This is a genomic window from Kribbella sp. NPDC056951, assembly GCF_042674205.1.
Lineage (GTDB): Bacteria > Actinomycetota > Actinomycetes > Propionibacteriales > Kribbellaceae > Kribbella > Kribbella yunnanensis.
This window is the reverse complement of sequence record NZ_JBHUQZ010000010.1, coordinates 122,923-137,499: the sequence shown is the minus strand read 5'-3', so window position 1 is coordinate 137,499 and position 14,577 is coordinate 122,923. Positions and strand designations below refer to the sequence as shown.

General features: G+C 67.5%; 14 protein-coding genes. 6 read left to right on the top strand and 8 right to left on the bottom strand.

Going from position 1 to position 14,577, the window contains the following annotated elements; genetic code table 11:
* Window positions 1-37 precede the first annotated feature (37 nt).
* Together ACFTSF_RS31635 and ACFTSF_RS31630 are read right to left on the bottom strand one after the other, a co-directional pair.
* Window positions 38-325, bottom strand: a complete 288-nt coding sequence (locus ACFTSF_RS31635) for a YiaA/YiaB family inner membrane protein (protein WP_344153864.1) — start codon at window positions 323-325, stop codon at window positions 38-40.
* 43 nt (window positions 326-368) lie between these two features.
* Window positions 369-1,484 (bottom strand): FAD-dependent oxidoreductase, encoded by a 1,116-nt coding sequence (locus tag ACFTSF_RS31630; protein WP_380158053.1) that lies wholly within the window; start codon window positions 1,482-1,484, stop codon window positions 369-371.
* An 85-nt stretch (window positions 1,485-1,569) separates the two neighbouring features.
* Between ACFTSF_RS31630 and ACFTSF_RS31625 the strand changes: the two genes are divergently transcribed.
* A complete protein-coding gene (locus ACFTSF_RS31625; RefSeq protein ID WP_380158051.1) occupies window positions 1,570-2,175 on the top strand; it encodes a TetR/AcrR family transcriptional regulator in 606 nt (201 codons plus the stop codon).
* Here the strand turns inward: ACFTSF_RS31625 and dnaG are convergent.
* Window positions 2,159-4,066, bottom strand: a complete 1,908-nt coding sequence (gene dnaG, locus ACFTSF_RS31620; RefSeq protein WP_380158049.1) for a DNA primase — start codon at window positions 4,064-4,066, stop codon at window positions 2,159-2,161. The two genes, ACFTSF_RS31625 and dnaG, sit on opposite strands and share 17 nt — an antisense overlap.
* A 63-nt stretch (window positions 4,067-4,129) precedes the next feature.
* Between dnaG and ACFTSF_RS31615 the strand changes: the two genes are divergently transcribed.
* Genes ACFTSF_RS31615 through ACFTSF_RS31605 form a run of 3 tightly spaced genes read left to right on the top strand, consistent with a single transcriptional unit; the run spans window position 4,130 to window position 7,392 of the window.
* Window positions 4,130-5,734 carry a glycoside hydrolase family 99-like domain-containing protein gene (locus ACFTSF_RS31615; RefSeq protein WP_380158047.1) on the top strand — a complete coding sequence of 535 codons (1,605 nt, stop codon included), beginning with the start codon at window positions 4,130-4,132 and terminating at the stop codon, window positions 5,732-5,734.
* A 9-nt stretch (window positions 5,735-5,743) separates the two neighbouring features.
* On the top strand, window positions 5,744-6,586 hold the full coding sequence (locus ACFTSF_RS31610; protein ID WP_380158045.1) for a TolB family protein: 843 nt from the start codon (window positions 5,744-5,746) through the stop codon (window positions 6,584-6,586).
* Window positions 6,587-6,588: 2 nt separating this feature from the next.
* A complete protein-coding gene (locus tag ACFTSF_RS31605) occupies window positions 6,589-7,392 on the top strand; it encodes an MBL fold metallo-hydrolase (protein WP_380158044.1) in 804 nt (267 codons plus the stop codon).
* On the opposite strand, the gene ACFTSF_RS31600 is transcribed toward ACFTSF_RS31605, so the two are convergent.
* The 4 genes from ACFTSF_RS31600 to ACFTSF_RS31585 all read right to left on the bottom strand — a co-directional run bounded on the left by ACFTSF_RS31600 (window position 7,389) and on the right by ACFTSF_RS31585 (window position 11,021).
* Window positions 7,389-8,633, bottom strand: coding sequence for an NAD(P)/FAD-dependent oxidoreductase (locus ACFTSF_RS31600; RefSeq protein ID WP_380158042.1), 1,245 nt, complete (start codon window positions 8,631-8,633; stop codon window positions 7,389-7,391). The genes ACFTSF_RS31605 and ACFTSF_RS31600 overlap by 4 nt on opposite strands.
* A gap of 55 nt (window positions 8,634-8,688) precedes the next feature.
* Window positions 8,689-9,921, bottom strand: coding sequence for a deoxyguanosinetriphosphate triphosphohydrolase (locus ACFTSF_RS31595; protein WP_344153887.1), 1,233 nt, complete (start codon window positions 9,919-9,921; stop codon window positions 8,689-8,691).
* Window positions 9,922-9,954: 33 nt separating this feature from the next.
* Window positions 9,955-10,335, bottom strand: coding sequence for a nuclear transport factor 2 family protein (locus tag ACFTSF_RS31590; RefSeq protein ID WP_380158040.1), 381 nt, complete (start codon window positions 10,333-10,335; stop codon window positions 9,955-9,957).
* Window positions 10,336-10,412: 77 nt separating this feature from the next.
* Window positions 10,413-11,021 carry a RibD family protein gene (locus ACFTSF_RS31585; RefSeq protein ID WP_380158039.1) on the bottom strand — a complete coding sequence of 203 codons (609 nt, stop codon included), beginning with the start codon at window positions 11,019-11,021 and terminating at the stop codon, window positions 10,413-10,415.
* Between the two features lie 75 nt (window positions 11,022-11,096).
* Between ACFTSF_RS31585 and ACFTSF_RS31580 the strand changes: the two genes are divergently transcribed.
* Both ACFTSF_RS31580 and ACFTSF_RS31575 read left to right on the top strand, forming a co-directional pair.
* Complete coding sequence (locus ACFTSF_RS31580; protein WP_380158037.1) at window positions 11,097-11,651, top strand: helix-turn-helix domain-containing protein; 555 nt, start codon at window positions 11,097-11,099, stop codon at window positions 11,649-11,651.
* A 134-nt stretch (window positions 11,652-11,785) separates the two neighbouring features.
* Window positions 11,786-13,051, top strand: coding sequence for an MFS transporter (locus ACFTSF_RS31575; protein ID WP_380158035.1), 1,266 nt, complete (start codon window positions 11,786-11,788; stop codon window positions 13,049-13,051).
* Here ACFTSF_RS31575 and ACFTSF_RS31570 read toward each other — a convergent pair.
* Window positions 12,985-14,511, bottom strand: coding sequence for a helix-turn-helix domain-containing protein (locus tag ACFTSF_RS31570; protein ID WP_380158034.1), 1,527 nt, complete (start codon window positions 14,509-14,511; stop codon window positions 12,985-12,987). The two genes, ACFTSF_RS31575 and ACFTSF_RS31570, sit on opposite strands and share 67 nt — an antisense overlap.
* Window positions 14,512-14,577 lie beyond the last annotated feature (66 nt).

Here is a 14,577-nt window from a genome sequence, read left to right as displayed (position 1 = left end):
TATTCTCCAAGGAGAATATTCTTGTCAAGGAATATGTTCAGTCGACGCGGAACGGGTCGTGTTCGGCGAGGAGCTTGTCGAGCCGCGCCTGGTCGACGCGGGTGGTGACGACGGACAGCTCCTGCCGGTCGCGGACGACCTTGGACAGCGTGACCGTCGACGTGACGAGGTAAAGCAGGCCGAGACCGAGGAAGGCGCGGACCCAGCCCGGGGCGGGGAGGTAGATGACGGCGATGGTCATCGCGGTGAGGGACAGACCGAAGGAGATCACGGCCTGGACGTAGTACGCGTTGGTCTGCGACGGCTGGATGGGCTTGTTGGTCATGCCAAGATCCTCGCCACTCGCCAGCCCGGCGGCATGCGCTGAACTACTCAATCCGCAGGTCGAACATACGCTTCCCGTTCTCCAGCGACTCCGTCACCGCGGCCATCCCGTGCGCCAGCACCTCCTCCCGGTACGACGCCAGGGTCGTCGCACCCGTCAGCGCGGAGGTCAGCCGCGCCGCGTCCCACAGCGCGGTATTCGCGCCGGCCCCGGCTGACGGCAGCATCGGATGCACGGCGTCCCCCAGCAGCACGACAGGCCCGTCGGGCCACGGCAGGACCGACGTACAGGTTCGCAACGCGATCGGGAATGCAGCCGAGGCATCCGCGGCATCCACCAGCGCGCGGATCGCCGGATGCCAGTCCGCAACATGCTTGCCCACAAGGCCCCACAGCTCCGACGGCGACATGGCGAACAACTCGTCATCACGATGACCCAGCTGCTCCGCAGTGCCGGTCATCACCGCCATCAGATAGTCGCCGTACTCAGCCGGCGGCGTCCGGAACAGCACCGGCGCAAAGGCCAGCCCCGCGCCGACCCCCTCGTTCACGAAGCAAAACCCACGCAGAAACGCCTCGGGCGCGACCGCCCGCACGGCATCCGCCAGAGGGACCTTCCCGTAGATACAACGGATCCCACTGTCATGCACCACGAACGAAGGCAGCAACTGCGCCCGCACCCGCGACCCGACCCCGTCCGCACCCACCAGTACGTCGGCCACTTCCGTCGTACCGTCGGCGAACCGAATCTCGACGCCGTCACCGACGACGCCGTACGACGAGAATTCCTTGCCGAAGGCAATGACCTCGTCCAGCCCGGTCATCATCGCCCGCCGGAACGCATAGCGGTCGACCGAGGTGATCGAATCCGGCCCGCCGATCGGGAAGGTCTGCTCGGACAACCGGTTCAGCTGCGGATCGAAGCCGGCCACCAGGTCGCCCGGGTGCGTCGCAGTCTCGATCACCCGGCGCCGAACCGCCTCCGGCAGGACCGCTGCGAGAGCCTGCTCCCCCACCGGACCGATGTGGATCCGGTACCCCTGCCGACGAAACGCCGGCGACGGATCCCGCTCGTACACGCGCACCTCGACGCCCGCCTTCAGCAGCCCCTGGGCGAGCGCGAGCCCGCCGATCCCGGCTCCGGCGATCGCAACCTTCATCTCAATCACCCCATCAGTGAACTTAGTCATCCAGATGGTTGATTAAGTTAGCACGATGGATGGAAGATCCGCTAGAGTGATCGGCGTGCGGAGATCCCCGGGACCTGACGAGCGGCAGCGCGACGCCGAGCGGAGCCGGCAGCAGCTGCTGGACGCGGCCGTGATCGAGTTCGGCGCGCACGGTTTCAGCGGCGCGCGAGTGGGCGCGATCGCCGACCGGGCCGGCGTGAACAAGCAGCTGATCTCGTACTACTTCGGTGGCAAAGAGGGCCTCTACAAGGCCGTCGCCGACCGTTGGCGGGCCAGCGAGCCGGCTGTCACCGACGACCCCGGGACGCTCGGCGAGCTGGTCGGCGCCTATGCACGGGTCGCTCTCGAGCAGCCGGATCTGCTCAAACTCCTGGTCCGCGAGGGGATCGATCGGGACTCCGCCACCGGCGACGAAGAGGCGCAGTACCAGCGCTTCCAGGGCATGCTCGCCGACTTCCGCCGACGCCAGTCCGAGGGCGAACTCGCCGACGACCTGGACCCGGCGTACGCCGCCCTCGCGCTGTTCGGCATCTCCGCCGCGCCAGTCGTGTTCCCGCAGATCGCGCGGGCCATCGGCCTCGATCCGGACAGCCCGGACTTCCCCAGCCAGTACGCCGAGCAGGCCGACCGACTGGTGTCACACCTCAGATCGCGCCGGTGATCGCCTTCTTGCGCAGGTCGGCGCGGTAGGCCTCGAGGGCGATCAACTCACCGAACATCCGGTTGTAGTCATCGGCCTTGTCGATCGGGTTCGTCCGCTGCAGCTTCGACTTCAGATCCATGATCCGGCGCGCACACGTCAGCTCCTGCACCCGCGCCACCAGGGCCAGCGCATACTGCTCGTCCGGATCCCGTCCTAGCCGAAGCGGGTCGACCGCCAACGCACCGACCACGGCAGCGGCCGGATCGTTGCCGATGGCATCCCGTACGGCGACCACCCACGCCTCACCGGGTGCCGCCGTCGAGGGTCCACCGATCTTCTCCATCCCGGCGCGGACCGCGGCCAGCCATGGATGCGTGAAGTCGTGGTCGTCCAGCTCGTCGAACGCGACGCCGACGAGATTCGGGTGCTGCATCGCGACCTTCAGCACGTCCCACTCGATCACGAACCGCTGGTCACGCGGCGACGGCAGGTCGTTGCGGGGCGGCGGTGCCGGAGCCTCGGCGGTGGTCGTGACCGGCGTCCGCCCTTGCGGAGTCTGCGGCGCCGCGGCCGGGCGCGACGCGGCTCGATGCACCTCGGACCGGACCTGGTCGACCTCCATGCCGAGCAGCCCGGCCAGCTCGCGGGTGAACGCGTCCACCTTCGAGCGGTCCCGGATGCTGATCACGAGCTTGGCCGCATCGCGCAGCGCGTCGATCCGGGTGTCGGCCCGGTCCAGGTCGTACTTCGACAGCACGTTCCCGAGGACGAACCGGTACAGCGGGACCCGGCGGCCGATCAGCTCACGGACCGCCGCGTCGCCCTTCTGCAGCCGCACATCACACGGGTCCAGCCCATCCGGCTCGACCGCGACATAGGTCTGCGCGGCGAAAGCCTGGTCGCCCGCGAAGGCCTTGAGCGCTGCCCGTTGACCGGCCTCGTCACCGTCGAAGGTGAAGATCACCTCGCCGCGGAACTGGTCGTGGTCGAGCAGCAGCTGCCGCAGCACTCGGGCATGGTCCTCACCGAACGACGTCCCACAGGTCGCGACCGCGGTCTGGACGCCGGCCAGGTGACACGCCATCACGTCGGTGTACCCCTCGACGACGACCGCCTGGTGGCCCTTCGCGATCTCGCGGCGGGCGAGATCCACGCCGTACAGGACCTTGGACTTCTTGTAGATCGGGGTCTCGGGGGTGTTCAGGTACTTCGCTTCGATCTTGTCGTCGTCGAAGAGCCGCCGCGCGCCGAAGCCGATGACGTCCGAGGACGCGTCGCGGATCGGCCACATCAGGCGGCCGCGGAACCGGTCGTACAGACCGCGCTGTCCCTCGGCGGAAACACCGGACGCGACCAGCTCGGCGTTCGTGAAGCCGCGCTGGCGCAAGTGGTTGGTCAGCGCTTCGCCACCGCGCGGCGAGAAGCCGACCCCGAAGTGCACCGCTGCGTCCCGGTCGAAGCCGCGCTTGTCGAGGAACTGCCGGCCCAGCGCGGCCTCCGGAGCGCCGAAGAGCTGCTCGACGTAGTACTCGGCCGCGACCTTGTGTACCTCGACCAGGCGCGGCCGCTGGTTCGCCGGACCGCGCTGGATCGGGGCGCCGGACTCGTCGTACCGAAGCTGGATGCCGACCTTCGCGGCCAGCGTCTCGACGGCCTCGTGGAAGGTGATCTGATCGATCTTCTGGATGAAGTCGATCACGTCGCCGCCCTCTTGGCAGCCGAAGCAGTAGAAGAATCCGCGCGCCGGGGTGACGTTGAACGACGGCGACTTCTCGTCGTGGAACGGGCACAGCCCCTTGAGCGAACCGCCCCCGGCGTTCTTCAAGGTCACGTACGAGCCGACGACGTCGTCGATCCGGGCCCGCTCGCGCACCAGCGCGATGTCCTCGTCCTTGATCCTGCCTGCCACCCCGCGAGTCTACGATCTCCGGCAAGGACTCCTGCCCGCGGGACGAGAATCTGGGGATAACTCGTGCGAAGAATCATCGGACTGCTCGTACTGAGCGTCGCTGCCGTCGTCACCCTGCTCACCGCCGGCCCAGTGGCCGCGGATCAGAAACCCGCAGCCGCGGCGGCCCAGTCCGTGCCCTCCCCCGTGCCCTTCGTGGAGCTGGTCTCCCCCGGCGGCGTCGGCCGGCTCTACACCGCCGACCCCCGCGAGCTCGACGCCGCGACCGCCGCGGGCTACCGCCGCCAGCCCGGTACGACGGGCTTCATCGACCGTACGGCGTTCGCCGGCTCGACCCCGTTGTTCCGCCTCAAGCCGTCGGCGAGCGCCTCGAAATGGCTCTTCACCGCATCCACCCAGGAGCGCGACGCCCTGGTCGCTCAAGGCTGGGTCAGCGAAGGCACCGCCGGGTACGTCGGCACCCAGCCGGGCGCGGGCCTCGTCCAGCTCCGCCGTTTCACCAACGGCTCCGAGTGGCGACTCGCCCTCGAACCACGCACCACCGAGCTACTCAACGCGGGCTACAAACTCGACGGCCCGGTCGGCTACGTCCACCAGACCTGGATCCGGGCCGGCGCGGTCTACTTCGGCATGTTCCACACCGGCGGTCACCCGACGATCATCGCGCGAACCAAGGCGATCTACGGCCGCGACAACGACTGGTGGGGCGGCGTCCGCGACTTCCACGACGGCACCCATTACGCGACCGACAACTGGCCGGGCGAAGACTGGTCGAACCTCAAGCCCTCGATCGGCTACTACGACGACTCCCAGCCCGCGACCGTGGAGAAGCACATCACCCAGGCGACCTCCGCCGGCCTGAGTTTCTTCAACTTCTACTACTACTGGGACAGCAAGAAGCAGCGCCAGGACCTCACCGACAAAGCCCTCGACGCATTCCTCCAGGCGCGCAACAAGGACAGCATCGACTTCACCGTCGGCGTCTGCGCCCACCCGTACGCACCGCTCAACATCCCAGTCGCCCAGTACGACGCCGTCGCCACGAACCTGGCGCAGTACCTGCAACAGGACAACACGCTGCGCACGAACGACGGACGCAAGATCCTCAACATCTGCGACGCCCGCGGTCTCGGCGACGGCAGCAACGCGCAGGTCAAGCAGTTCATCGACGCGGTCCGCGCGAAGTCCGGTCAGGACCTCTACGTGATGATCAACCAGGCTGGCTTCGACCCGCGACAGGTCACCAACGCCGGCGCCAACTCGCCGTACTGCACGACGGACGGTCCGAGCATCGAGGCCCGCTCGTACGCCACCTACCTGCGCGACCAGCGCAAGTTCTACAACCAGGCACCCACCGGCCCGTACGGCCGCTGCGTCCTCTCGGACTTCGACGAACGCCCGCGCTACCCGATCGAGAACACCGACGTGAGCAAGATCCGCTGGATGCCCGACCAGTCCCTCAACGGCTTCCGCGAAGCGCTCCGCAACACCACTGCCGATATGGCGGCCTCCACCCGCCCGTCCACGGTCGACAACTACCTCTACCTGTACGCCTGGAACGAGTGGCACGAGGGCGGCGTCATCGAACCCAACCAACGCGACGGCTGCGCCTACCTCGACATCCTGCAGAGCGAACTAGCCCTCCAAGGTCCCGGCTGCGTGAGCTAGCTTGGCTGCGTGCCCCGAACCCTGCGCCCTGGCCAACGTTCCGAGCTCTACACCATCGACGTCCGCTCGGGTGAGCACCAACTGGTGTTCACCTCGGACGAGATCCTCTTCGAAGCGCCTAACTGGACGCCGGACGGCGAGCTGATCGTCAACGGCGACGGCAAGCTCTTCCGGGTCGACAACGGCCTGGTCGAGATCGAGCTTGGTGGTGTGCCGGACATCAACAACGATCACGTGGTGAGTCCGGACGGCACGACCGTCTACGTCTCCGCGGACGATGGACATCTGTACGCCGTTCCGCTGGCCGGCGGGGTTGGTCGTCGGGTGAGCAATGATCGTGGTGCTGGATTCCACCACTACCTGCACGGGATTTCGCCGGACGGGACCACGCTGGCGTACATCGGGCTCGAGTCGGTCGACGGTCGGCGGATCACCAATGTGTGGACGATCCCGGCGGCCGGTGGGGCCGACGTACAGGTCACCAACGACGAGCATGCCGATGACGGGTCGGAGTACGGACCGGACGGGAAGTGGATCTACTTCAACTCCGAGCGGGCCGGGCATGCGCAGCTCTTTCGAATTGGGGACGAGGTGGAGCAGCTCACGTTTGACGAGCGAGTCAACTGGTTCCCGCACCCGGCTCCGGACGGATCGTCGATCGCCTACGTCAGCTTCCCGCCCGGCACCGAAGGACATCCGGCCGACATCGAGGACGTTCGGCTCCGGCTGCTCACGCCCGACGGCATCCGCGAACTCACCACGCTCTTCGGCGGCCAGGGCACGATGAATGTGCCGAGCTGGTCGCCGGACAGCACGAGCTTCGCGTACGTCGCCTACCCGCTAGGAAGCTGACCATGCGCTTCGTCTCAGGCGGTCAATATCACGCGCGCTTCGCATTCGGCGACCTGCAAGTGGTCTCCCTGTACGACGGCTATATCGACATGCCGCCGACGCGGCTGCGGGACGAGAGTGGGAACCCGCTCGCAGTAGTCCCCGACACCGTTCCGCTTGCCGAGGGCAACTTGCGACTGCCGGTCAACGCCTTCTACATCACCGATGGCACGCAGTCGGTGCTCATCGACACCGGCGCATCCGACGCCTTGGGCCCCACGATGGGTTTGCTGTACGACGCCCTGGCCGAGGCCGGTATCGAGCGCGGCGACATCACCGATGTCGCCATCACCCATCGCCACGGGGATCACGTCCACGGACTGATCGCGCCGGATGGTTCAGAGGCGTTCCCCCAGCTGCAAACCGTGTGGATCGGAGCCGGCGACACCGCGGTGTTCACCGGCCGACTCGAGCCGATCCGCGACCGCGCCGTACCGATCGAAGACATGGTCGCCATCAACGACTGGGTCACGGCCGTTCCGGCTCCGGGCCACACGCCCGGTCACACCATCTACGACGTCCGCAGCAGCGCCGGACAGCTCCTGGTCTGGGGCGACACCGTGCACGTCCCGTCACTGCAGTTCGACCAGCCGCACATCGCGTGGGAGTTCGACGGCGACCAGTCTGAGGCACGTACGACGCGCGCCGCCCTCCTCGAACAGCTCAGTGAACCCGACCGCTTCGTGGCCGGCGCGCATCTGGACTCACCCGGTGTCGCCCGGGTGACACGCGCCGACCGCGGTTACGCAGTGGAGTACCTGGCTTAGACCTCGGACAGTGCGATCGAGGGGTCGGCGAGGCGAGTCGGGTCGACCTGCTGGCCGGACTTGATCAGGTCGCGGACGCCGCCGATACCGTCATCCCACAGGTTCACGTGCATACCGGCCAGCACGTGCTCGTCGTCGTCGAGCCAGAAGGCCATGTAGGCACCCGACTTCGGGTCGCCGCGCAGGACGACGTGGTACGACGTGCCGTGCGGGACGTCGCCGACGTACTCCATGCCGAGGTCGAACTGGTCGGTGAAGAAGTACGGGATCGCGTCGTGCGTCACGTCCTCACCGAGCATCGCCTTCGCCGCAGCGGCGCCACTGTCCTTCGCGTTCTGCCAGTGCTCGACGCGGACCGGACGGCCGAAGAACGGGTGATCCCAGCGCGCGACGTCACCCGCGGCGTAGACGTCCTCGGCCGAAGTCCGCAGGTCAGGGCCGGTAACAATGCCCGAGCCGGCTTCGCGGGTGGCGACCTCGATTCCGGCCTCCGCGGCCAGCTCGGTATTCGGCTGCACGCCGACACCGACCACCACCAGGTCGGCCGGAAGCACCCTGCCGCCGGAGATCCGTACGCCGGTCACCTTGTCGGTGCCCTCGAAACCCTCGACCGTCGTACCGAAGCGGAGCTCGACACCGTGCTCGCGGTGGAACTCGGCGTACAGCTCACCGACCTTCTCGCCCATCACCGAGGCCAGCGCGGTCGACTGCGGCTCGACCACGGTCACCTCGCAGCCACGTTCCTTCGCAGCCGACGCGGCCTCCAGACCGATCCAGCCCGCCCCGACGACGACCACGCGCGGGGTCGCGGCGTACGCATCCGTCAACGCCTGCGACTGCGCCGCCGTCCGCAGGTAGTGGATCCCGTCGAGATCCCCACCCGGTACGTCGAGCTTTCGTACCCTGCTCCCGGTTGCGATCAGCAGCTTCCCGTAGGACTGCGTCGAACCGTCGTCCAGGGTGACCGTGTGCGCGCGGCTATCGATCGCGGTCACCGTCGTCCCGAGCCGGAGCTCGACGGTGTTGTCGTCGTACCACTGCTGGTCGTGCAACTGCGCGGACTCGGTGCCCTTCTTGGCGAGCAGGACGTCCTTGGACAGCGGAGGTCGCTCGTACGGCAGCTCGGTCTCGCTGCCGATCAGCACAATGCCGCCGGACCAGCCCTCCTCTCGCAGGGTCTTGGCCGCGGTCGCTCCCGCGAGGCTCGCACCAACGATGACGATGGGCTCTGCAGCAGTCATGTCACCGACCTTAGCCCTGTGTCACCAGGGTGTCGCGCCAGGCTCCCCGCCGTTGTCAGGCCGGTCGCACCAGGTCCGCATGCCAGGCGACGGCGGACGGGTCCGTCAGGGACGCGACCTGGTCGATGATGACGCGCAGACGCGCCTTGTCGTCCGCGGCCTCGTGCCAGTCGGCGCGCAGCGGGGCATCGAGGTGAGTGGGTCCGGTCTTCCACAACGCATCGGCGAGCTCAGTCAGCATCTCGCGCTGGATGGCACGCCGGGCCTGCCGCTCCGGCGAGTTCAGCACGTGGAACATGCCGACTCCCTTGAGCAGCCCGATCTCGACCCGAACCCCATCCGGTACGACGAGATCCGCCTCGTACCGAATCAGCCGCGAGCGCCCGAACACCGCATGGGTCGCCTGCTCGGCCGACGTCACGAACCGGCCGATCAGCTGACTCGTCAGGTCCTTCAGCCCACCGAGCGCGCGTCTGCTGTCGTCGAAAACCCCACTGGGCCAATAGTTCAGCCCGGTCAGTCGCCGCCAGCCCTCATCCAGCTCCGCATCGGTTGCCTCCGGCAAATACATCTGCCGGACGGTCTCCCAGTACGGCGCTCTGTCCGCATCGACCGCGGCCAGGTCGATGTGGTGCGCGACGATCCCGTCCTCGACGTCGTGCACCGAATATGCGACGTCGTCGGCGAAGTCCATCACCTGCGCCTCGAGACACTGCCGCTCACCGACGCCCTGCCGCAACCACCCGAAGACGGCGAGATCATCGTCGTACACGCCGAACTTGCGCACCCCCGCGCGGCGGGGCCACGGATACTTGGTCGCGGCGTCGAGAGTCGCGCGGCTGAGGTTGAGCCCGACACTGCGCCCGGCCGGGTCGAACGTCTTCGACTCCAGCCGGGTCAGCAACCGCAGCGTCTGCGCATTCCCCTCGAAACCACCGATCTCGGCGGCGAGCTGATCGAGCGCGCGCTCACCGTTGTGCCCGAACGGCGGATGCCCGAGGTCGTGCGACAGACAGGCCGCATCCACGATGTCGGGATCGCAGCCGAGCGTGGAGGCCAACTCACGCCCGATCTGCGCAACCTCGAGGCTGTGGGTCAGCCGGTTGCGGACGAAGTCGTCACTGCCGGCGGTGGCGACCTGAGTCTTGGCCGCCAGCCGCCGCAGCGCGGCACTGTGCAACACCCGGGCACGGTCGCGCGCGAACGCCGTCCGGCCCGGTCGCTTCACCGGCTCCGCGACCCACCGCTCGGCGTCGTGCTCGTCATACCACTCGTGCTGCTTCCTCATCACCGCTCACAGTAGTAGTGAGCACCGACAGTTTTAGCCCCAACCGCCTTGCGCCATCGTCTGGAACTTCCAGTCGCCGTCGACCTTCACCAGCAGGTCGCCGTACCGCGACGGGACCGTTTGCCCGCTCTCGACGTACGTCATCGTGCCGTCGGTGATCACGAAGACCAGGTCGTCGGACAGGAAGTGCGGCGTCCTGGTCGTGTCGAACCTGACCTCACCCGCGCCGACCACCTGCTGCATCTGCGCGATGTACGCCGCCCGGTCGATCTGGATCGCGCTCCCGTTGCCCTTGCCGTCATCGGTGACCTCGTTCAGCGGGAACAGCGCCAGGTCCGCCATCCCCTCGAAGTCCTCCGCCGCCACCAGCGCGTCGTACCGCTCGAACCACTCCCGCACACTCGCCTCTGACAAAACCGCTCCCCTCTGGTTAAACTTCGTACACTGTACCCAGTTTAACGGCGCACGCAAACCTTTTGTTCCCGACGGGCTCAGGAGACGCAGTAGCGCGACCAGACCACCCCGCCGGCGAACACCTCCGTCCCCGCATGCTCCAGCCGTACGCCGGTCGTCCCGCACCATGGTTGTCCCGCCCCGACGATCACCGGATGGACGAGTAGCGCCAACTCATCCACCAGCCCCAACTCGAGCAGTACGGCGATCAGCTCGCCGCCCGACTCGACCCGAACCACCCGCGCACCGCGCTCCCCCAGCCGATCCAGCACCTCCTCCAGATCCACCTGCTCATACCCCGCAACGAGCTCCCGAGTCGTCGCATCCGGCGGCCGGGCCGGCGTCTGGTCGGCGTACAACGCAAGCACGTCAGACCAATGCCCAAGCGCCCGCAACGCATCCCACTCCCGGACGCGCCCCCGACCATCCACCACCGCAAGCAGCGGTCCCGCACTCCTCGCATCTGAATCGGCGCGATGCGCCGCTCGCAGCATGCTCTCCTGGGCGAGGATCGTGTCCGCGCCGACGAGCGTCACGTCCTCCTGCCACAACGTGGCCATCGCGTAGTACCGCGCCAGGTCCGCGTCGAACCCGGCGGTCCGCCCGTCCAGCGAGACCGCCACCTGAGCCACCACATGAGGCCGCATACCCGAACGCTAGAAGTCGTCACCGACAGTTTATGACGATTGCAGAGACTCCTCTGCAGACGTTACTCTGCAATCATGCGACGCATCGACGCCCGGAGCCTGCGCGGACTCGCCCACCCGCTGCGGATGAACATCCTCGAGGCGATCGAGGTCGACGGCCCAGCCACCTCGACCACGCTCGCGACCCGGCTCGGCGAGAACACCGGCACGATCAGCTGGCACCTGCGTCTGCTCGCCGAACACGGCTACCTCGAGGAGGACACTGAGCGCGGCAACAAACGCGAGCGCTGGTGGCGGATCCCGCAAGGCGCGACCGTGCTCGACCCCGCCGAGTTCCGCGACGACCCCGAAACCAGCGGCCCCCTCCGCGTCTACCTGAGTCACCTCGTAGAGCGCTACTTCAGCCGCGTCCGCAAGTACGTCGACGAGAACTGGCCCGGCGAATGGCAGTCCGCCGCCTCCCTCTCCGACTGGCGAAACCTCCGCCTAACCCCCACCCAACTCCAATCCCTCAACAACGACCTGACCGCCGTCATCGACCGCTACACCGCCCTCGACTCCAACGACCCCACCGCCGAACGCGTCATCGTCCAACTCCAGTCCTTCCCCCACCGCCCGGAACACCCATGACCCGCCCCACAACGTCCGAACAACCCGCAGGCCCGTTCTCCGGATCATCGGACGCTAGCGAGCACTCCCCCACAACGTCCGAAGAACCCGCAGGGCCGGTCTCCGGATCGTCGGACGTTAGCGGGAGGGGGAGTTTGTTGGGGCGGGATCGGGACTTTCGGTGGTTGTGGACTGGGGAGACGGTTAGTCGGTTTGGGAGTGCGGTGTCGAGTGTGGCGTTGCCGTTGGTGGCGATCGCGCGCCTGGATGCGAGTACGTTCGAGGTCGGGGTGCTGACGGCGGCGGCTTGGGCGCCTTGGCTGGTGATCGGATTGCCGGTCGGGGCGTGGATCGATCGGCGGCATCGGCGGCCGTTGATGGTCGGCGCGTCACTCATCTCGCTCATCTTGTTGACTGCGGTCCCGGTGGCGGCGTTTGCCGGGGTGCTGACGATTCAGCTGCTGCTCGCGGTTGCGCTCCTGACTGGCGCGGCTGCGGTTGTCTTTCAGACGGCGTACACGGCCTATCTACCGACAATGCTCGACCCCGCAGATCACGCGGAGGGCAACGCCAAACTGCACGGGAGCGCCTCGGCAGCACAGATCGCCGGGATGGGCTGCGGCGGTCTGATCGTCCAGTACGCCGGCGCGACCAACGCGCTGTTCGTCGACGCAGCGACCTTCGCGGTCGCCGCCTGCTGCGTGACCGCGATCCGATTCCGCGAGCGCCGTACGACGGCCTCTCGCAGAGCCGGCGCGATTCGCGAGGGGATCGTCCTCGTCGCGCACGACGTCTGGTTGCGAACCCTCACGATCTTCGGCGCCACCTCGAACCTGGCCCTGATGGGCTACCAAGCCATCATCGTGGTCTTCCTGGTCCGCACTGTCGGCCTGACTCCGGGCACAGTCGGCGTACTGGTCGCAGCCGGGGCGAGCGGCGGTGTCGTGGGCGCATTCATCGGCCGCCGACTGGCCAAGCGCTTCGGAACCGCACGAGCACTCCTGCTCTGCGAACTCTGCCTACCGACCCTCGCCCTACTGATCCCGCTAGCCCACCTCACCCCGGCGCTCTACGTGATCGGCGCCTTCGGAGTCGGCGCGGGCGTGGTCGGCGGGAACGTGGTGAAGTCGACGTTCCTGCAGTCGTACTGCCCGCCCGACCTGCTCGGCCGCCTGACCGCGACCACGTCGTTCGTCAACTACGGAACGATCCCGCTCGGCGCACTCCTCGGCGGCAGCCTGGGCTCGTGGCTCGGCCTCGAGACCGCCCTGTGGATCACCACGGCCGGAGTCCCGCTGGCCGGAGCAGTGCTGTTGACATCACCGATCCGGCGCCAGCGGGAGCTACCGACAGCTCAGATGTCGCGGAACGTCTCGATCTGCGCGCCCAGCGAGTTGAGCCGGGTCGCGAGGTCCTCGTAGCCGCGGTTGATCACGTAGACACTGCGCAGGACCGACGTACCCTTCGCGGCCATCATCGCGATCAGCGTGACCACAGCAGGGCGCAGCGCCGGCGGGCACATGATCTCGGCACCGGACCAGTGCGTCGGGCCTTCGACCATGACGCGGTGCGGGTCGAGCAGCTTGACCCGGCCGCCGAGCTTGTTCAGGTCGGTCAGGTAGATCGCGCGGTTCTCGTAGACCCAGTCGTGGATCAGGGTCTGACCGGTCGCCGACGCCGCGATCACTGCGAAGAACGGCAGGTTGTCGATGTTGAGGCCCGGGAACGGCATCGGGTGGATCTTGTCGATCGGCGCGTGCAGCTGCGACGGGCGAGTGGTCAGGTCGACCAGCCGGGTCCGGCCGTTCTCGGCCAGGTACTCATCGCTCCGGCTGTAGTCCAGGCCCATCTCCTCGAGCAGCGCGAGCTCGATCTCGAGGAACTCGACCGGCGCGCGGCGGATGGTGATCTCGGAGCCGGTGACGATCGCCGCGGTGAGCAGGCTCATCGCCTCGATCGGATCCTCGGACGGCGCGTAGTCGACGTCCACGTCGATCTCCGCCTTGCCGTGCACGGTCAGCGTGGTGGACCCGACACCGTCGACCTTCACCCCGAGCAGTTCGAGGTAGAAGCAGAGGTCCTGGACCATGTAGTTCGAGCTGGCGTTGCGGATGACGGTGATCCCGTCGACCCGGGCCGCCGCCATCAGCGCGTTCTCGGTGACGGTGTCGCCGCGCTCGGTCAGCACGATCGGCTTGGTCGGCGTGACCGCCCGGTTCACGATCGCGTGGTACTCACCGGCGGTCGCCTTCACCTCCAGGCCGAACGGGCGCAACGCCGTCATATGCGGTTCGACGGTCCGCGTGCCGAGGTCGCAACCACCGGCGTACGGGAGCTGGAAGGTGTCTTCGCGGTGCAGTATCGGGCCGAGGAACATAATGATCGAGCGGGTACGGCGGGCCGCGGCGGCGTCCATGGCCCCGAGATCCAGGTGCGCAGGCGGGACGATCTCCAGATCGCCGGCGTCGTTCAGCCAGGTGGTCTTCACGCCGATCGAGTTGAGCACCTCGAGCAGGCGGTTGACCTCTTCGATCCGCGCCACCTTGCGCAGGGTGGTCCGGCCCTTGTTCAGCAGACTCGCGCAGAGCAGCGCGACGCCGGCGTTCTTCGACGACTTCACATCGATGGATCCGGACAATCTCAGACCACCGACGACACGAAGGTGGACCGGACCGCCACCGAGAGAGACAATTTCGGAGTCGAGGGCCTCGCCGATCCGGGCGAGCATCTCGAGGGTGAGGTTCTGATGACCCTTTTCGATCCTGTTCACCGCGCTCTGGCTGGTGTTCAGTACTTCCGCGAGCTGCGACTGGGTCCAGCCGCGGTGCTTACGGGCGTCCCGGATGAGATTGCCGATCCGGCTCAGGTAGTCATCGGTCATGCGCCGGACCTTATCTCACATGTGAGATACCTCTGCACCGACCCGCCGTTGGCAGCGTAGCGAACG

What these genes read in the sequence shown, in the direction of transcription:
- ACFTSF_RS31600 (WP_380158042.1), bottom strand. Translation starts at nt 8,633, where the DNA reads ATGACTGCTGCAGAGCCCATCGTCATCGTTGGTGCGAGCCTCGCGGGA.
- ACFTSF_RS31605 (WP_380158044.1), top strand. Translation starts at nt 6,589, where the DNA reads ATGCGCTTCGTCTCAGGCGGTCAATATCACGCGCGCTTCGCATTCGGC.
- ACFTSF_RS31580 (WP_380158037.1), top strand. Translation starts at nt 11,097, where the DNA reads ATGCGACGCATCGACGCCCGGAGCCTGCGCGGACTCGCCCACCCGCTG.
- ACFTSF_RS31570 (WP_380158034.1), bottom strand. Translation starts at nt 14,511, where the DNA reads ATGACCGATGACTACCTGAGCCGGATCGGCAATCTCATCCGGGACGCC.
- ACFTSF_RS31630 (WP_380158053.1), bottom strand. Translation starts at nt 1,484, where the DNA reads ATGAAGGTTGCGATCGCCGGAGCCGGGATCGGCGGGCTCGCGCTCGCC.
- ACFTSF_RS31585 (WP_380158039.1), bottom strand. Translation starts at nt 11,021, where the DNA reads ATGCGGCCTCATGTGGTGGCTCAGGTGGCGGTCTCGCTGGACGGGCGG.
- ACFTSF_RS31635 (WP_344153864.1), bottom strand. Translation starts at nt 325, where the DNA reads ATGACCAACAAGCCCATCCAGCCGTCGCAGACCAACGCGTACTACGTC.
- ACFTSF_RS31595 (WP_344153887.1), bottom strand. Translation starts at nt 9,921, where the DNA reads ATGAGGAAGCAGCACGAGTGGTATGACGAGCACGACGCCGAGCGGTGG.